The organism is Streptomyces sp. NPDC023573, from assembly GCF_055559735.1.
This window is the reverse complement of record NZ_JBVHKB010000002.1, coordinates 268,843-285,545: the sequence shown is the minus strand read 5'-3', so window position 1 is coordinate 285,545 and position 16,703 is coordinate 268,843. Positions and strand designations below refer to the sequence as shown.

Annotated in this window: 15 protein-coding genes; 10 read left to right on the top strand and 5 right to left on the bottom strand. The window is 72.8% G+C overall.

Features of this window, described 5'->3' with window-relative positions:
• Positions 1–82: 82 nt before the first annotated feature.
• Positions 83–1,399 (bottom strand): helix-turn-helix domain-containing protein, encoded by a 1,317-nt coding sequence (locus tag ACZ32T_RS07785; RefSeq protein WP_467266539.1) that lies wholly within the window; start codon positions 1,397–1,399, stop codon positions 83–85.
• A gap of 131 nt (positions 1,400–1,530) precedes the next feature.
• Here ACZ32T_RS07785 and ACZ32T_RS07780 point away from each other — a divergent pair, with 131 nt between their 5' ends.
• Positions 1,531–3,342: a cell division protein PerM gene (locus ACZ32T_RS07780; RefSeq protein WP_467366294.1), complete on the top strand. Its 1,812-nt coding sequence runs from the start codon at positions 1,531–1,533 to the stop codon at positions 3,340–3,342.
• A gap of 25 nt (positions 3,343–3,367) precedes the next feature.
• Here the strand turns inward: ACZ32T_RS07780 and ACZ32T_RS07775 are convergent, their stop codons facing one another.
• Positions 3,368–4,330, bottom strand: coding sequence for a hypothetical protein (locus ACZ32T_RS07775; protein WP_467266537.1), 963 nt, complete (start codon positions 4,328–4,330; stop codon positions 3,368–3,370).
• Between the two features lie 238 nt (positions 4,331–4,568).
• Here ACZ32T_RS07775 and purN point away from each other — a divergent pair, with 238 nt between their 5' ends.
• From purN to ACZ32T_RS07760, 3 genes are all read left to right on the top strand, one after another.
• Positions 4,569–5,225, top strand: coding sequence for a phosphoribosylglycinamide formyltransferase (gene purN, locus ACZ32T_RS07770; RefSeq protein WP_467266533.1), 657 nt, complete (start codon positions 4,569–4,571; stop codon positions 5,223–5,225).
• Positions 5,212–6,783, top strand: a complete 1,572-nt coding sequence (gene purH, locus ACZ32T_RS07765) for a bifunctional phosphoribosylaminoimidazolecarboxamide formyltransferase/IMP cyclohydrolase (RefSeq protein ID WP_467365866.1) — start codon at positions 5,212–5,214, stop codon at positions 6,781–6,783. The genes purN and purH overlap by 14 nt, the downstream gene beginning before the upstream one ends.
• Before the next feature lie 168 nt (positions 6,784–6,951).
• Positions 6,952–8,409 (top strand): DUF2079 domain-containing protein, encoded by a 1,458-nt coding sequence (locus ACZ32T_RS07760; protein WP_467365864.1) that lies wholly within the window; start codon positions 6,952–6,954, stop codon positions 8,407–8,409.
• A 61-nt stretch (positions 8,410–8,470) separates the two neighbouring features.
• Here ACZ32T_RS07760 and ACZ32T_RS07755 read toward each other — a convergent pair whose 3' ends face one another.
• Positions 8,471–9,079: a hypothetical protein gene (locus ACZ32T_RS07755; protein ID WP_467365862.1), complete on the bottom strand. Its 609-nt coding sequence runs from the start codon at positions 9,077–9,079 to the stop codon at positions 8,471–8,473.
• A gap of 234 nt (positions 9,080–9,313) precedes the next feature.
• Here ACZ32T_RS07755 and ACZ32T_RS07750 point away from each other — a divergent pair, with 234 nt between their 5' ends.
• The 4 genes from ACZ32T_RS07750 to ACZ32T_RS07735 all read left to right on the top strand — a co-directional run bounded on the left by ACZ32T_RS07750 (position 9,314) and on the right by ACZ32T_RS07735 (position 13,487).
• Positions 9,314–10,192: a bifunctional methylenetetrahydrofolate dehydrogenase/methenyltetrahydrofolate cyclohydrolase gene (locus tag ACZ32T_RS07750; protein ID WP_467365860.1), complete on the top strand. Its 879-nt coding sequence runs from the start codon at positions 9,314–9,316 to the stop codon at positions 10,190–10,192.
• A gap of 19 nt (positions 10,193–10,211) precedes the next feature.
• A complete protein-coding gene (locus tag ACZ32T_RS07745; protein ID WP_467266526.1) occupies positions 10,212–10,844 on the top strand; it encodes a DUF3017 domain-containing protein in 633 nt (210 codons plus the stop codon).
• A gap of 422 nt (positions 10,845–11,266) precedes the next feature.
• Positions 11,267–12,325 carry a helix-turn-helix domain-containing protein gene (locus ACZ32T_RS07740; protein ID WP_467365858.1) on the top strand — a complete coding sequence of 353 codons (1,059 nt, stop codon included), beginning with the start codon at positions 11,267–11,269 and terminating at the stop codon, positions 12,323–12,325.
• 172 nt (positions 12,326–12,497) lie between these two features.
• Complete coding sequence (locus tag ACZ32T_RS07735; protein ID WP_467266522.1) at positions 12,498–13,487, top strand: malate dehydrogenase; 990 nt, start codon at positions 12,498–12,500, stop codon at positions 13,485–13,487.
• An 81-nt stretch (positions 13,488–13,568) separates the two neighbouring features.
• Here ACZ32T_RS07735 and ACZ32T_RS07730 read toward each other — a convergent pair whose 3' ends face one another.
• Together ACZ32T_RS07730 and ACZ32T_RS07725 are read right to left on the bottom strand one after the other, a co-directional pair.
• A complete protein-coding gene (locus ACZ32T_RS07730) occupies positions 13,569–14,309 on the bottom strand; it encodes an isocitrate lyase/PEP mutase family protein (RefSeq protein WP_467365856.1) in 741 nt (246 codons plus the stop codon).
• Positions 14,310–14,347: 38 nt separating this feature from the next.
• Positions 14,348–14,860 (bottom strand): carboxymuconolactone decarboxylase family protein, encoded by a 513-nt coding sequence (locus ACZ32T_RS07725; RefSeq protein ID WP_467365854.1) that lies wholly within the window; start codon positions 14,858–14,860, stop codon positions 14,348–14,350.
• 46 nt (positions 14,861–14,906) lie between these two features.
• Between ACZ32T_RS07725 and pdxR the strand changes: the two genes are divergently transcribed.
• Together pdxR and ACZ32T_RS07715 are read left to right on the top strand one after the other, a co-directional pair.
• The gene (gene pdxR, locus ACZ32T_RS07720) at positions 14,907–16,307 is read left to right on the top strand and encodes a MocR-like pyridoxine biosynthesis transcription factor PdxR (protein WP_467365852.1); all 1,401 of its coding nucleotides are present in this window, start codon (positions 14,907–14,909) and stop codon (positions 16,305–16,307) included.
• A gap of 120 nt (positions 16,308–16,427) precedes the next feature.
• Positions 16,428–16,703: a hypothetical protein gene (locus ACZ32T_RS07715; protein WP_467266512.1), complete on the top strand. Its 276-nt coding sequence runs from the start codon at positions 16,428–16,430 to the stop codon at positions 16,701–16,703.

The window sequence follows — 16,703 nt, the reverse complement described above, 5'->3', positions numbered from 1 at the left end:
CGAAGGGGGTGCGGGCCCGCGCCGTTTCCGTTCCGGAAGCCCGCCGGAGGATCCCCGCCGGAGAATTCCTCCCGGGCTCCGGTCAGGGGATCCGTGGCACCAGCCGCTCGGGGCCGTGCGTCAGTTCGCCCCGCAGCGACTTCTGCAGTTTCAGGTCCTGCGGAGTCAGCTTCTCCGGCCCGCCCAGAGGCGGGACGCCGCCGACGCGCTCGGCGGGTGCCAGCGGCTGCTCGTACTGGGTGGGGGCCGTGTGCAGGGTGAAGGCGGTCGTGCCGATGAGCAGCACCCCGAAACAGAGCGCCGCCCGGGTCCAGAGCTCGGCGACGCGCTCGCCGCCCGCGCGGACGACGGGGGCCGGTGGCGGTTCGGGTACCTCTTCGGCGAGGGCGAGCGCCCCCAGCGGATCGTGGAGTGCCGGTCTGCCACCGGGCTCGGCCGGTTCCACCGTCCCGGGCAGCCGCTCGGCGACGGCGGCCCTGGCGTTCAGCAGTCTGCTCGCCGTGGCGGGAGTGCTCGCCTCCGTCTCCGCCGCCGTCTCGGGCAGTCCGAGCCCCACCCCGTCGTGGAGGAGCAGGGTGCGCCGGTACGCGGGCGGCAGGCCGAGCAGCGCGTCGAGCAGCGCACGCCGCGCCGGGTCGTCGGGCAGCGGGTCGGGCCGGCGGTGGGAGCGGCGCAGCCGGTGCCAGGGCGACATCGCGTACTCGTACGACGCCGCCCGCACCCAGCCCGCCGGATCGCGGTCCCTGGCCACCTCGGGCCAGCGCTGCCAGGCGGTCCGGAAGGCGTGTCCGACGGCTTCCCGGGCGAGCTTCCGACGGCCGGTCAGCAGGTACACCTGACGGGTGAGACCCGGTGCCGTGCGGCTGTACAGAGCGTCGTACGCCTCCTCGGCGCTGAGGACCGGCGGGGACTGCGGGGCAGAGCCGTTCGCGGTCGGCGCCGTGGGCACGGGCGGGCCTCCGTCCTGGGCAGGGACGCCCAGGGCCGGAGCCTTCGGCGTGGGTGACCCGGCGGCCGGAGCCTTCGGCATGGGCGCTTCCGAGGCCGGAGCCTCCGGGGTGAGCACGTCCGAGGCCGGTGTCTTCGGCGTGGGTGCGTCCGAAGCGGTGCCGGTGGCGGGCTCGGACGGGGACGTCGTGCTGCTCCCGGGGGCTTCGGCGGAGGGCGGCGGCGCAGGGCGGCGTCCTTCGCAGCCGATGATCTTGGCGTAGGCCGTGCGCCGCCGGCCCCGCGGGTTCGTGCGCCCCGTCTCCCAGGCGCGGACGGTGGCGGGCGTGACTCCCACGGCCGCCGCGACCTGCTCCTCACTCAGTGCCCTGGCCTCGCGCAGCCTGCGGCGCTCCTTCGGGGAGGGCAGAGGGGCGGCGGCGGGGGCCGGGCCGGTCGTGCTCCGCGTCATGCCCGGCCTCCGTCCCCGAGGGCACTGCACTGGGTGAAAAAGTACATAAACGTATATTGGGCGACACAACGGCCATTCGCCCGTTACACGGAATAAGCGCGTGTCGTTGGCAGCATGGCCGCGTGAGCCAAGTGACCGAACGCAGCCCGATGTTGCCGGCCGAGCGGACCAGGTCCGCCGCGCTGGCCTCCGCCTTCGTGCGCGGGGCACTGGCCGCCGGGCTCGGGCTGGGCGCGCTGGCCGTCCTGGTCATGGTGCTGTGGATCAGCTCTCCGTACCCCGACAGCGGGCCCGGCGGGGCGCTCCATGTGGCGACCGGGATCTGGCTGCTGGCCCACGGCGCAGAACTCGTCAGAGCCGGCACCGTGGGAGGCCACCCCGCGCCCGTGGCGACGGTCCCGCTGCTGCTCGTCGTGCTGCCGGTGTGGCTGCTGCACCGGGCCGCCAGGGAGTCGGCGGAGACCGAGGAGAAGGCTCCGGGCGGACACTCGGCGGTCGGCGCGTTCTGTGCGGTGAGCGCCGGATATCTGCTGGTGGTGCTGGCGGCGGCGGCCTACGCGCGCGAGGGGGCGCTGCCCGCCGACCGGGCCTCGCTCGCCTTCCCCGTCGCCTTCGTGGTGGCCGGCGCGTCCGCCGCGGGGGTGTGGGCGGCCCGGGGGCGCCCGCTGACCCCGCTGCTGGTCTGGGCGCCGCTGAGCCTGCAGGAGGCCGCCGCCCGCTCCCGTTTCCGGTCCGGGGCGGGGGTGGCCCTGCGGTCGGCGGCCGCGGGTGTGCTCACGCTGCTCGGCGGCGGGGCCCTGCTGATCGCCGTCGCGCTGGCGTGGCACTCGGGGGCGGCACGGGAGTCGTTCGTGGGGCTGTCGGGTGACTGGGCGGGCCGGATCTCCGTCCTTCTGCTGGCGGCGGCGCTCGTGCCGAACGCGGCGATGTGGGGCGCCGCCTACGGCCTCGGGCCGGGATTCGCCCTCGGCACGGAGTCCGTGGTCACCCCGCTCGCGTTCACCGGGCCTCCCGCACTGCCGGACTTCCCCCTGCTCGCGGCGGTGCCGGCCCACGGCCCGGGGACGGTGGCGAACTGGGCGGCGGTCGCGGTGCCGTCCGTCGCGGCCCTGGCCGTCGCCCGGTTCGTCGCCCGGGGGGCGGTCGCGGAGCGAGGGGCGCGGGAGGATGCCTGGGGGCAGGCGCGTACCGCTCTGGTGGCGGGGGCGGCGGCCCTGGGCTGCGGGGGCGGCGCTGCGGTACTGGCTGCGGTCTCGGGCGGCCCGCTGGGCACCGGGGCGCTCGCGGAGTTCGGCCCCGTGTGGTGGCTGGTGGGCCCGGCCGCTCTCGCGTGGACGGCCGTGATCGGCGTACCGGCGGCGCTGATGCTCAGGGCATGGCGGCTGAGGGAACACCGGTGGGGATGGCGGTGGGACGCGGTGAAGGGGGACCGGGCGGAGGCGGAAACGGGGCAGAAGCCGGAGCCGGGTACGCAGGAGAGGCCCGGGGGAGCGGGGGAGGGCGCGGAGCCGTACGACTTCCTGTCGGCAGATCCCTGGCACGAGGAGGGGGCGAGGGAGGCACGCTGGGCCGCGCTGAAGAAGAAGTCGGGCGGTCTGATGGCGGACTTCGCGGCGGACGCGGTCACGGAGCCCGCACCCGGCCCCGCACCCGGCCCCGCACCCTGCCCCGCACTGGCCCCCGCACCGCCGTCCACGCCGGCCCCCGCACCGGGCGCCGCGCCCGCGCCCGCTCCGGCGACCGTGCCCGCTCCGGCCCCTGTGACCCCACCCCCACCGGCGTCGGCCCCGGCCCCCGTTCCCGAGCCGAAGCCCGAGGCCGAAACGGGGACGGGGACGGCCGCGGAGCCCACGCCCGCGTCCGCTGCCGGCCCGGATACGCCGAACGGCCGGACCCCGGATGCCGAGCGGCATCAGGAACCCGGCCGGGAAGCTGCTCCGTGACGAGCGTTCCAGCGCGGCGCGGTAGCTACTTCTTCACGCCGAAGAAGGGCTCCAGCGGGTCGGGCAGCTTGTCGTTGCAGGCGATGGCGCCGGTCTTGGTGAGCGCGTCGTTCACGCAGGTGTAGTAGTCGCGGTAGACCAGCTGGACCGTATAACCGGTGGCCACGATCGCCAGGGCCAGCAACGCCGTCACCAGGCCGCTGACGGCCGCCGTCGTCTGCTGGCGGCTGCTGATCTGCGTGACGGCGGGCGCGGCGCCCGGCTGCGGGGGTGTGGTGGCCCGGTCCGGACTGCTCGCGCCGGACACCGCCGCCTGCCCCGCGCCGGCCGCCTGGTTCTTCCGAGGCCCGCCACGGAGGGCGCTGATCGACCAGTACACGGCGAGGGCGCCGAGGAGCATCGCGATCTCGGGAAAGTCGAAGAGGGCGAAGAAGAACGCCCACATGCCGCCCAGCACCGCGTAACGCGCCCGCCGCTGGGCGGGGTCGGTCGGGTCCCAGCGCAGCCCGCCGGGGCGGCCGCCCTCCGGGCCACCGCCCTGGCCGCCCGGTCCACCGGTGCCGCCGGGCCGGCCGCCGAAGCCGCCGCTCTGCCGGCCTGGCTGCCGGTCGCTCCACTGGCTGCCCCAGACGGGGCGGTCGTCGGACGGACCCTCGCCGCCGTCACCGCTCCCGCCGTTGCCGCCGTGGTTTCCCGGCGCGTGCGGAGGGTGGCGAGGCTGCCAGGGCTGATCGGGCCGGTCCTCGGGCGGCGCCGCGAACGGATTGTCGTCGGACGACCCGGAGGAGGACCCCGAACCCGACGAGGACCCCGAACCCGACGAGGACCCCGAACCCGAAGAGGACCCCGAACCCGAAGGGGACCCCGAACCGGAGGAGGACCCCGAACCCGAGGAGGAGTCCGGCGATGAGGACTGGCGTTCCCGCATCAACGTGGATGCCCGCTCGGGCAGCGGGTGGCCAAGGGCGGTGCGGAGGCGGTCCGGCATGTGGTGAACGTCTTCCCCATCTCGTCATTTCCGCCCGGGGGCGGTTCCCTGTCCCCTGACGCTACCTCCCGGCTACGCCCCCGTCCCGTGGGGGCCGCCGGGTGTGCCGGTATCGTTGCTGACGGTCGGACCGTTCGTAGAGTTCCCCGTATCCCGGGGCGAGCTTCTTTCGTACGACCATACAAACGCACCTCCTGTACATCGCGTACTGCCGCACCACGCGAGAAAGGGCCCCGCCGTGGCCTCCCCGCCCCCTTCCGCCGCTCCGGCCCGTGTGGTCGTGCTCGTCTCCGGCTCAGGCACGAACCTCCAGGCACTCCTCGACGCGATCGGTGACGACCCCGATGGCTACGGCGCCCGGATCGTCGCGGTCGGCGCGGACCGTTACGGCACCCTCGGCATCGAGCGTGCCGAGAGCGCCGGGCTTCCCACCTTCGTGTGCAAGCTCGGTGAGTACGCGAGCCGCGAGGAGTGGGACGCGGCCCTGACGGCGGCCGTGGCGGAACACCGTCCGGACCTCGTCGTGTCCGCGGGGTTCATGAAGATCGTGGGCAAGGAGTTCCTCGCCGGGTTCGGCGGACGGATCGTCAACACCCACCCCGCCCTGCTCCCCAGCTTTCCCGGTGCTCACGGCGTCCGCGACGCGCTCGCGTACGGCGTGAAGGTCACCGGGTGCACCGTCCACTTCGTCGACGACGGCGTCGACACCGGTCCGATCATCGCGCAGGGCGTGGTCGAGGTGACCGAAGAGGAAACGGTGGAGGGCGAAGCCGCCCTCCACGAACGCATCAAGGAAGTCGAGCGCAAGCTGCTCGTCGAGGCCGTGGGGCGGCTCGCCCGCGACGGCTATCGCATTGAGGGACGAAAGGTTCATCTCGGTCATGTCGGTGAATAACCCCACCCCGGTGAATAAGCCCATCCGCCGCGCCCTGGTCAGCGTCTACGACAAGACGGGGCTCGAAGACCTCGCCCGCGGTCTGCACGAGGCGGGTGTCGAGCTGGTGTCCACCGGCTCCACCGCCGGCAAGATCGCCGCCGCCGGGGTACCGGTCACCAAGGTCGAGGAGCTCACCGGCTTCCCCGAGTGCCTCGACGGCCGCGTCAAGACGCTGCACCCCCGCGTGCACGCCGGCATCCTCGCCGACCTGCGCCTGGACGCCCACCGCGAGCAGCTCGCCGAGCTCGGTGTGGAGCCGTTCGACCTCGTGGTCGTCAACCTGTACCCGTTCACGCAGACCGTCGAGTCCGGCGCGTCCGACGACGAGTGCGTGGAGCAGATCGACATCGGCGGCCCGTCGATGGTCCGCGCCGCCGCCAAGAATCACCCGTCCGTGGCGGTCGTGACCAGCCCGGAGCGTTATGCCGACGTCCTCGCGGCGGTCGAGGCGGGCGGCTTCGACCTGACCGCCCGCAAGCGGCTCGCCGCCGAGGCCTTCCGGCACACCGCCGCCTACGACGTGGCCGTCGCCTCCTGGTTCGCGGCCGACTACGCGGCGTCCGGAGACTCGGGCCTGCCCGAGTTCCTCGGTGACACCTTCACGCGCAAGAACGTCCTGCGCTACGGCGAGAACCCGCACCAGTCCGCCGCCCTCTACACCGAGGGTGCGGGCGGCCTCGCCGAGGCCGAGCAGCTGCACGGCAAGGAGATGTCCTACAACAACTACACGGACACCGACGCCGCCCGCCGCGCCGCCTACGACCACGCCGAGCCGTGCGTCGCGATCATCAAGCACGCCAACCCGTGCGGCATCGCCATCGCCGACGACATCGCCGAGGCCCACCGCAACGCGCACGCCTGCGACCCGCTCTCCGCCTACGGCGGCGTCATCGCCGTCAACCGGCCGGTCACCGTCGCGATGGCCGAGCAGGTCGCCGAGATCTTCACCGAGGTCATCGTCGCCCCGGCCTACGAGGACGGCGCGGTCGAGATCCTCGCCCGCAAGAAGAACATCCGCGTGCTGCGCTGCCCCGAGGCCCCGACGTCCGCCTTCGAGGTGAAGCCGATCGACGGCGGCGCTCTCCTCCAGGTCACCGACCGGCTCCAGGCCGACGGCGACGACCCGGCCAACTGGACGCTCGCCGCGGGTGAGGCACTGTCCGCCGAGGAGCTCAAGGAGCTCTCCTTCGCGTGGAAGGCCAGCCGCGCGGTCAAGTCCAACGCCATCCTGCTCGCCAAGGACGGCGCCTCGGTCGGCGTCGGCATGGGACAGGTCAACCGCGTCGACTCGGCGAAGCTCGCGGTCGAGCGGGCGGGCGAGGAGCGGGCCCGGGGCGCGTACGCCGCGTCCGACGCCTTCTTCCCCTTCCCCGACGGTCTGGAGATCCTGATCGCCGCCGGCGTCAAGGCCGTCGCCCAGCCGGGCGGCTCGGTCCGTGACGAGCTCGTCGTCGAGGCCGCGCAGAAGGCGGGCGTGACCATGTACTTCACGGGCACGCGCCACTTCTTCCACTGACCGGACCCGCAGTGACGGACCGCAGGCCGCACCCGGATGGGGTGCGGCCTGCGGCGCGTCCCGGAGTACGGAGACCATTCGTCCCTCTGTTCTAATGAATGGCCTTGTCGGGCCGTGCGGCACCGGTGCGACCGGCAGACCAGTGAGGGATTCCGTTGCGGGGGCACCGTGCTTGACCTGAACAAGAGCGAGACCGGGACGCCCGGAGAGCAGGCCCAGGAGCCTGCCGTCCATACGCGCCCGGTGCCCCTGCGCCCGTATCTGATCGCCGCCGCGGTGCTCTGCGCGCTCTACTTCCTCTACGCCTACCTGCGGTACAGCCACTTCCAGTCGCCCTCCTGGGACCTCGGAATCTTCGAGCAGGAGGTGCGGGCGTACGCCGGATTCGACGCGCCGGTCGTCGACATCAAGGGCCCGGGCTATCTGATACTCGGCGACCACTTCAGCCCCGTGGTGGCCCTCCTGGCCCCGCTCTACTGGATCTGGCCGTCCGCCGCCGCCCTGCTGTTCGCCCAGGCCGCGCTCTTCGCCGGCTCCGCGGTCGTCGTCGGGCGCACCGTCCAGCAGATGCTGGGCGGCCGCTCCGGTCTCTGCGTCACCGTCGCGTACGGGCTGTCGTGGGGGCTCCAGGAAGCGGTGAAGGCCGACTTCCACGAGATAGCGTTCGCCGTCCCGCTGCTGGCCCTGGCCTGCCGGGCCCTGCTCATGGAGCGCCGGCGGGCCGTCGTCCTGTGGTCGCTGCCGCTGGTCCTGGTCAAGGAGGACCTCGGGATCACCGTCGCCGTCGTGGGCCTGCTCCTCGCGCTGTACGGGCGGCGGCTCCAGGGCTTCCTGCTGGCGGCCTTCGGCGTGTTCGCCTTCGCGCTGACCGTGCTGGTGCTCATTCCGGCGGCCAGCAGCGCGGGCACGTACGACTACTGGAAGAAGATCGAGGAGAACGGCGGGCAGGAGGTCTCTCCGCTCGACTCCGTCCTCGGGGTGCTCGACTCGTCCGTCAAGCTGGAGATGCTGGTCTTCCTCATCGGCATCACCGCCTTCATGGCGCTCCGCTCGCCTCTGGTCCTGCTCGTCCTGCCCACGATCGGCTGGCGCCTGCTCTCCCAGGACTCGAACCACTGGGGCATGGTCTGGCACTACAGCGCGATCCTGATGCCGGTGGTCTTCCTGGCCATGGCCGACGGCATCCGTCGCAGCCAGGACTCGAAGCGGCCCTGGCTCGTCTCGTACGCGAACGTCGCCGTCCCCGTCGCGGTGGCGATCGCGGTCGCCCTCACCCAGCACCTGCCGCTCCGCGACCTGCTGCGCCCGGAGACGTACCGCGCCGACGCCCGCACCCACGCCGCCGAAGCGGCCCTGGAGGCGATCCCCGTGGGCGCGCGGGTGGAGACGGACATCACGCTGATGGCGCACCTGACGGGGGACCGCACGGTCTACTGGGTCGGCGGGGCCCCCGGCACCGCGCCCGACGTCGTCGCGATCAACCTGGACTTCGGCTGGTCGCGCCCGATCGACGACCCGGTGAAGTACGCCCAGCAGCTGCACCCCGAGGCGCGCTACCGGGTCACCCGCGAGGTGGGCTCCTTCGTCGTCATGGAACGGACCACGCCGGCGCCCGGAAACGGCTGAAGGCCGCGCGCCCGCCGGTGAGCGGGTGCTACGGCCTTCACGCGGACGTGTGCGCGGCGGGTCAGTACTGCGGCTGCCGCTGGCGGTTGAACCATGCGCCGCCGTCGGACTTCGCCACGAAGACGACGACCAGGATGGCGAGAATCGTGTGGACGAGGCCCATCACGATGAAGGGGTAGATGCCGAGGATCGCGGTGATGACGCCGAAGACGATGGTCGCGATGCGGATGCCGTTGTGCCCCTTGCCGAACTTTGCGGCGAAGACGACCGCGAGGATCCCCCACAGCACGGCGAAGACGACGATGCCCCACAGCGCGTTGCCCGAGTAGTCGGCCAGCTCCTGGAACTGGACGTCCTCCTGCAGCGTCGGGTCGTCCTTTGCGGCGTTCACGGCCACGGCGGCGAGGGCGACGAAGATCGTCCCGATGACCTGGAGGCCGGCGATCACGTAGAGCATGACGCGCGCGGCCTTCACACCGCCGGGCATCTCGGTGGGTCCGCCGGGGAAGCCGTAACCGCCCTGGACCGGCGGCGCCTGCGGGTAGCCGTAACCCTGCTGCGGAACGCCCTGGGGGGCCTGCTGCGGATAGCCGTAGCCCGGCTGCTGCCCGCCCGGCTGCTGACCACCCTGCTGCTGGCCGTAGGGGTTGTTGGGGTCGCCGAAGCTCATGGCGGGTTTCCTCCGTATGCGATGTGGGGACGACGCGGTCCTGGCGGAGGAAAGCTGTGCGATCCGAACGGTTGGTCCCCCCGACACTGCCCGCGGTGATGCGGGCCTTATCGTCGTCGTGACATCCACCTTTTGTCCAGCCGATCGCCGAATGTGTTGTGCAAGTGCAATCTCGCGTCCACGTGGCAAGCCAGGATTGGTACGGGGGCGGGGTCATCCGCGAGGATGGGTGTCATGAGCGCCCAGATTCTCGATGGCAAGGCCACCGCAGCTGCGATCAAGTCCGATCTGACCGTCCGCGTGGCGGCCCTCAAGGCACAGGGCGTCACACCCGGCCTGGGGACCCTGCTCGTCGGCGACGACCCGGGCAGCCGCTGGTACGTGAACGGCAAACACCGTGACTGCGCCCAGGTCGGCATGGGCTCGATCCAGCGCGAACTCCCCGACACCGCCACCCAGGAGGAGATCGAGGAGGTCGTACGGGAGCTCAACGCCGACCCGGAGTGCACGGGCTACATCGTGCAGCTCCCCCTGCCCAAGGGGATCGACACCAACCGCATCCTGGAACTGATGGACCCGGCCAAGGACGCGGACGGCCTCCACCCGATGAGCCTGGGCAAGCTCGTGCTGAACGAGAGCGGCCCGCTGCCCTGCACCCCGCAGGGTGTCGTCACCCTGCTCCGCCGCCACGGCGTGGAGATCAACGGCGCCCATGTGGTCGTCGTCGGCCGGGGCGTCACCATCGGCCGCCCCCTCCCGCTGCTGCTGACGCGCAAGTCCGAGAACGCGACCGTCACCCAGTGCCACACCGGTACCCGTGACCTCTCGGCGCACCTCAGGCAGGCCGACATCATCGTCGCGGCCGCCGGTGTGCCCCACCTGATCAAGCCCGAGGACGTGAAGCCGGGCGCGGCCGTGCTGGACGTCGGCGTCAGCCGGGACGAGAACGGCAAGATCGTCGGCGACGTCCACCCCGGAGTGGCGGAGGTGGCCGCATGGGTCGCCCCGAACCCGGGTGGCGTCGGCCCCATGACCAGGGCCCAGCTGCTCGTCAACGTGGTCGAGGCGGCCGAGCGCGCCGTCGCCGAGGCCTCCGCCGCAACCGCCGGCTGACCCGGACCGGAGGAACGTCATGGGCGCTGGTACGAGTCCGGCGGGCGGTACGCACGCGGACGGGCCGGCCGAGGAGGCAGACACGGCCGAGGAGGCCCGGGTGTCCGAGAAGGCCCAGGTGACCGGGGAGACCGGTGCCGCGGGAGAGACGGTGCGGGACGAGGCCGGTACCCCTGTGGAGGAGGGGGCGTCCGTCACCGCCGGCGCGGACGGGGCCTCCGGGGAAGCGGCAGCGGGGGAGAGCGGTTCGACCTGGGCGCCCTCGCGCCGCTTCTCGCTGACCCGGGACACCGCGCGTCCCGAGGGCGGCGGCCGGGCGGCTCCGGGGGACGCCCCCGCCCCCGCCCGGCAGTGGCCGTTGCTCACGGTGCTCTGCACCGCCGGGATCGGGTTGCTGATCGTGGCGGTCGACCCCTTCGCCGAGGCGTTCAGGGTCGGTGCCATGGTCATGGGCGTCGCCCTGCTCGTGGGAGCGGTGCTGCGCTGGACGGTCCCCTCGGTCGGCATGCTGGCCGTACGGTCCCGCTTCACCGACCTGGTCACCTACGGCCTGATGGGGGCGCTGATCGTGCTGCTCGCGCTGATGACGCAGCCCGGCCCGTGGCTGCGGGTGCCGTTCCTCCAGGACGTGGTCCACTTCACGATCCGCTGAGGGGTGTCCGTCCCCTCCCCCGAGAAGGGACGGACACCGGACAGGGCACCGGTGCAAGAAGCACCGGGATGCGGTGACTTGAGCGGCCTTGCCCTGTCCTGAATCAAGCGTCATGGACATGAGGTGCCGGGTTCAAGGGATGCCCGGCGCCTGTGGCACGGAAGTGACCATTCCGCCATCGTGTGATCGTCACGCAACGAGGGAACAACCCTGAGCGGTGGGCGCTACGGCGTACAACGGAGCCCGCGCTCATACCGAATGCCCCTGTGCGCCCCTCTGTCCGGAACTGCCGCCCTGCGTCCGTGCATCCTTCCGGTAGTCCGGAGCGCAGGACCAGACGTTCCGACGGCGGGGGGAAGGGCCCGGTGCCGGGACCGGGCGGGCGTGCCGGGGACGTCGGGGGAATCGACTGGGGGGAAGCAATGCCTCGTTGGAAGGCGCTACCGGAAGAACTCGATCCGCAGGTGCGGGAGTTCGCGGTCCAGCTGCGCGGACTCGTGGACCGCGGCGGCCTGAGCCTGGCCGCGGTCGCCGACCGCACGGGGTACAGCAGGACGTCGTGGGAGCGTTATCTCAACGGCAGGCTGCTCGCCCCCAAGGGCGCTGTCGTCGCGCTCGCCGAGGTGACGGATGTTCAGCAGCACCATCTGACGGCCATGTGGGAGCTGGCCGAGCGGGCCTGGAGCCGCTCCGGGATGCGCCACGACATGACGATGGAGGCCATCAGGATCTCCCAGGCGCGTGCGGCGCTCGGCGAGGCGGGCGTGGCCGCAGCTCCCGTGGTGAGCGGGCGGACGGCCGGCGGCGGTACGAAGGTCTCCGCCGCCGCGGAACCGGCGGGCGGAGGGCACGACAGCGGCCGTGCGTCGTCCGTACCCCTCCGGCGCGGCACGGTTCCGCGGATTCCGCGGCAGCCGCAGGCGGGGCCGGTCCCGGACTCCACCGGCGGGGGACAGGCTCCGGGCGGCGGCCCCGGGGGACGGGAGGGCGGCCGGCGCAGGCTGCCGCTCTTCCTGGCGGGGCTCGTGGGCGCGTTGCTGCTGATATCCGGGGCCGTGCTGCTCACCGATCTGGGCGACGACGACACAGGCGCGGCCGCCGCGACACCGTCCGCCGAGCCGGCCGCAGACGCGCCCCGGCTGCCCGCCGGGGTCGGGTGCACCGGTGCCGACTGCACCGGGCAGGACCCGGAGACCATGGGCTGCGGAGGCCAGTTCGCCTCCACGGTGGCCAGGGAGACCGTCGGCGGCGGTCTCGTCGAGGTCCGCTACAGCGAGACCTGCGGCGCCGCGTGGGCCCGGATCACCCAGGCGTCCCCGGGGGACACCGTGAAGATCACCGTCGGCGAGTCGGAGCAGGACGGCACGGTGGACGCCGATGCCGAGGCGTACACCCCGATGGTCGCCGTGAGGAAGGCGTCCGACGCCGAGGGCTGCGCGACCCTCGCCTCCGGGACGACCGGCTGCGCCACGCCCGAATGAGGCCGGCCGCTGCGCTGTGTGACCGACTGTGCGCGGTCCCACAGGGGGCCGGGCGGCTCCTGCGGCGACGGTCGGATAGCCTGACCGCTGGATATCTCTTCACGTCAAGATTCAGAGGTGTCCAGCACCAGGGGCAGGGACCCCTACCGCCAGCTGTCTAACGGAGACCGCCATGACCCGCACTCCCGTGAATGTCACCGTGACCGGCGCAGCCGGCCAGATCGGCTACGCGCTGCTCTTCCGCATCGCCTCCGGCCACCTGCTCGGCCCGGACGTGCCGGTCAACCTGCGACTCCTCGAGATCCCGCAGGGCCTGAAGGCCGCCGAGGGCACCGCCATGGAGCTCGACGACTGCGCCTTCCCGCTGCTGCGCGGCATCGAGATCACGGACGACGCCAACGTCGGCTTCGCCGGCGCCAACGTCGCCCTCCTGGTCGGCGCCCGCCCGCGCACGAAGGGCATGGAGCGCGGCGACCTGCTGTCCGCCAACGGCGGCATCTTCAAGCCGCAGGGCAAGGCCATCAACGACAACGCCGCGGACGACATCAAGGTCCTCGTCGTCGGCAACCCGGCCAACACCAACGCCCTCATCGCGCAGGCCGCGGCCCCGGACGTGCCGGCCGAGCGCTTCACCGCGATGACCCGTCTGGACCACAACCGCGCGATCTCGCAGCTGGCCGCGAAGACCGGTGCCGCCGTCTCCGACATCAAGCGGCTGACGATCTGGGGCAACCACTCGGCGACCCAGTACCCGGACGTCTTCCACGCGGAGATCGCCGGCAAGAACGCCGCCGAGGTCGTCAACGACGAGGCCTGGCTGGCCGACACCTTCATCCCGACCGTCGCCAAGCGCGGCGCCGCGATCATCGAGGCCCGTGGCGCGTCCTCGGCCGCCTCGGCCGCCAACGCCGCCATCGACCACGTGCACACCTGGGTCAACGGCACCGCCGAGGGCGACTGGACCTCGATGGGTATCCCGTCGGACGGCTCCTACGGCGTCCCCGAGGGCATCATCTCCTCCTTCCCGGTCACCACGAAGGACGGGAAGTACGAGATCGTCCAGGGCCTGGACATCAACGAGTTCTCCCGTGCGCGCATCGACGCGTCCGTGCGGGAGCTCACCGAGGAGCGCGACGCGGTCCGCGAGCTCGGCCTGATCTGACCGGAGCCCGGCCACCGGCCGGCCCCGAGGTCGTACGAGGGCGCCCCCGCAGCAGCTGCGGGGGCGCCCTCCTGCGTCCGCTCAGTCGCCCCCCAGCAGCCGCCCGGCCAGGTCCCGCACGGCGTCCGCCGCCCTGCGCTGCAACTGCGGGCCGAAGGTGATCCGTGCCGCGCCGAGCTCGCCGAGCCGGCGGGTGGCGGCCGGGCCGTCGGGTGCGCCGAGCGCGTTGAGCGGGACCGGGACCGCCGCGGCCAGAGCGGGCAGGGTGTCCGGCGGGGCCATGATCGGGTAGACGCAGTCGGCGCCGGCCCCGGCGTAGAGCAGGGCGCGGGCCACCGTGTCCGCCTCCACGTCCGTGGCGGCGGGGTCCCCGTGGACGTACGTGTCGATGCGGGCGTTGACGAAGAGGCGTCCGCCCGCCGCCTCACGCACCTCTGCGAGCCGGTCGGCCTGCCACCGCGGGTCGACGAGCACGCCGTCCACCGAGTCCTCCAGGTTGCAGCCGACGATTCCGGCCTCCAGGAGGCGGTCGACGAGCTCGTCCGGGGCCAGACCGTAACCGGCCTCGACGTCCGCCGAGACGGGGACGGACACCGCCCGGGCGATCCGCGCCACCGCCGCGAACATCTCGTCCGCCGGCGTCTCCCCGTCGGCGTGACCGAGGGAGGCGGCGACACCCGCGCTCGGAGTGGCCAGGGCCGGGAAACCGGCCTCCTCGAACACGCGGGCGCTCGCGGCGTCCCACGGACCGGGCAGGACCAGGGGGTCGCCGGGGAGGCGGCCGTGGTGCAGCGCCCGGAAGACGGACGCGGGGTCGTTCATGGGGGCTCCGGGGTGGGAGGTGCGTACGGGGGCCGTGGTCAGTGCTTGATGTCGCCGGGCGTGTAGTGCCCCGGGGCCATCCGGCAGGTCACACCGAACCGGTTCCAGGCGTTGATCACCGTGATCGCGGCGATCAGCCGGGCGAGCTCGGCCTCCTCGAACTGCTTCGCCGCCTTCGCGTAGACCTCGTCCGGCACGAACCCGTTGGTCAGGACCGTCACCGCCTCGGTCAGCTGGATCGCGGCGATCTCCTTCTCCGTGTAGAAGTGCTGTGACTCCTCCCAGGCGTCGAGCTGGATGATCCGCTCGACGGACTCGCCCGCCGCGAGGGCGTCCTTCGAGTGCATGTCCAGGCAGAGGGCGCAGTGGTTGAGCTGCGAGGCGCGGATCTTCACCAGTTCCAGCAGGGTCGGGTCCACTCCCTGGCGGGACGCGGCGTCCAGCCGGACCATGGCCTTGTAGACGTCGGGGACGAGCTGCGCCCACTGCAGGCGGGCGGGGTGCTCGGGGGCGTTTCCGGTGACCGTGTGGTGCTGTGTGTGCGTCGTCATGCTTCGAAGCTAACGGTCGGGTGGCGCACCGGTATGGTCCATTTCCATGACAGATTCCTGGGCCGCTTTCGGCGCCGACCTGCACATCGAACCGGTCGGCACGGGCCTGCGCAGCGGGCTGATGAACGCGTTGCGAGAGGCCGTGCGTACCGGACGGCTGACGCCGGGCACCCGGCTGCCCTCGTCCCGCACGCTCGCCGTGGATCTCGGGATCGCCCGCAACACCGTCGCCGACGCCTACGCGGAACTCGTGGCCGAGGGCTGGCTCACCGCACGGCAGGGTTCGGGGACCAGGGTCGCGCGGCGGGCCGACGCGCCAGGACCGGCCGTCCGGAGCGCCGGCGGGCGGCAGGCGCGACGGCGCCCCGTCCACAACCTGATGCCGGGGTCGCCGGACCTCTCCGCGTTCCCCCGAGCGGAGTGGCTCAAGGCCGCCCGGCGCGCCCTCACCGCCGCCCCCGACGCGGCCTTCGGCTATGACGACCCGCAGGGCCGCTCCGAGCTGCGGAGCGTGCTTGCGGACTACCTGGCACGGGCACGCGGGGTGTACGCCGACCCGGAGCGCATCGTGATCTGCTCAGGGTTCGTCCACGGGCTCACGCTGATGGGCAAGGTGCTGCGGCGCCGCGCGGTGCGGGCCGCGGCCGTCGAGTCGTACGGGCTGGACATCCACCGGAACCTCCTGGCCGACGCCGGCCTGCGCACCCCGTGCGTCCCGGTGGACGCGCTCGGGGCCAGGACCGGCGAGCTCGGCGGGGCACCGGGTGTGGGCGCGGTGCTGCTGACCCCCGCCCACCAGTTCCCCACGGGTGTCCCGCTCCATCCCGACCGGCGGGCCGCGGCGGTCGACTGGGCGCGGTCCTCGAACGGTCTGATCCTGGAGGACGACTACGACGGCGAGTTCCGCTACGACCGTCAGCCGGTGGGCGCCCTCCAGGGCCTCGACCCGGAACGGGTGGTCTACATGGGGACGGCCAGCAAGTCCCTGGCGCCCGGGCTGCGGCTGGCCTGGATGGTACTGCCGGAGGGTCTGGTCGACGAGGTCTGCGACGCGAAGGGCGGCTTCGACTGGATGTCCGCGGCACCGGACCAGCTGACCCTCGCGGAGCTCATCGCCTCAGGAGCGTACGACCGGCATGTGCGGGCGATGCGGCTGCGCTACCGGCGCCGTCGCGACCAGCTCGTCGAGGCGCTCGCCGGGCGCGCACCGGACTCCGAGGTGAGCGGCATCGCGGCGGGACTGCACGCCGTGCTCGAACTCCCGGAGGGGACGGAGCAGTCGGTCGTCCAGGCGGCCACCTGGCAGGGGCTCGCACTGGAGCGGCTCTCGCGCTTCCGGCACCAGGACGCGGCCCCCGGCCGCGACGGGCTGGTCATCGGTTACGGCACGCCGTCGGAGAGCGGCTGGGCGGGTGCGCTGGACGCGCTCTGCCGGGTCCTGCCGTAGGCGTGATGCCGGGCATTGGGCGGCACCGGGTTTCAGTCGGGGGAGTCGTGCATCTAATCTGACTGGCAGTTGGCGGGTGGGCGTACACCGGCCCGTGGGTACGACGGGGGAGAACAGAACATGGACAGGCGCAAGCTGAGGTCGGGCACCGTCGTGCTCGGCGGCATGGGAATGCTCGCGGCGACGCTGACCGCGTGCGGCTCGGAGCCGGACGAGCGGTGCGTCGACCGGGTCACCCAGGAGATCCTGCCGGAGTACGAGTGCGAGGACGGCAACGGCAGCGGGAAGTACTACTACGGCGGCAGCAGCCACAACAACCGCGTCTCCGGCGGCAGTTTCGACAAGTCCGCGGTCGAACGCGACGGATTCGGCTCCTCCGGCTCCAGCGGCGGCTGA

Bases quoted from the DNA above. Each gene is read 5' to 3' on its own strand.
- ACZ32T_RS07725 (WP_467365854.1), bottom strand. From the start codon at position 14,860: ATGACGACGCACACACAGCACCACACGGTCACCGGAAACGCCCCCGAG.
- ACZ32T_RS07755 (WP_467365862.1), bottom strand. From the start codon at position 9,079: ATGAGCTTCGGCGACCCCAACAACCCCTACGGCCAGCAGCAGGGTGGT.
- ACZ32T_RS07745 (WP_467266526.1), top strand. From the start codon at position 10,212: ATGGGCGCTGGTACGAGTCCGGCGGGCGGTACGCACGCGGACGGGCCG.
- ACZ32T_RS07750 (WP_467365860.1), top strand. From the start codon at position 9,314: ATGAGCGCCCAGATTCTCGATGGCAAGGCCACCGCAGCTGCGATCAAG.
- purH (WP_467365866.1), top strand. From the start codon at position 5,212: ATGTCGGTGAATAACCCCACCCCGGTGAATAAGCCCATCCGCCGCGCC.
- ACZ32T_RS07730 (WP_467365856.1), bottom strand. From the start codon at position 14,309: ATGAACGACCCCGCGTCCGTCTTCCGGGCGCTGCACCACGGCCGCCTC.
- pdxR (WP_467365852.1), top strand. From the start codon at position 14,907: ATGACAGATTCCTGGGCCGCTTTCGGCGCCGACCTGCACATCGAACCG.
- ACZ32T_RS07735 (WP_467266522.1), top strand. From the start codon at position 12,498: ATGACCCGCACTCCCGTGAATGTCACCGTGACCGGCGCAGCCGGCCAG.
- ACZ32T_RS07715 (WP_467266512.1), top strand. From the start codon at position 16,428: ATGGACAGGCGCAAGCTGAGGTCGGGCACCGTCGTGCTCGGCGGCATG.
- ACZ32T_RS07785 (WP_467266539.1), bottom strand. From the start codon at position 1,399: ATGACGCGGAGCACGACCGGCCCGGCCCCCGCCGCCGCCCCTCTGCCC.
- ACZ32T_RS07740 (WP_467365858.1), top strand. From the start codon at position 11,267: ATGCCTCGTTGGAAGGCGCTACCGGAAGAACTCGATCCGCAGGTGCGG.
- ACZ32T_RS07775 (WP_467266537.1), bottom strand. From the start codon at position 4,330: ATGCCGGACCGCCTCCGCACCGCCCTTGGCCACCCGCTGCCCGAGCGG.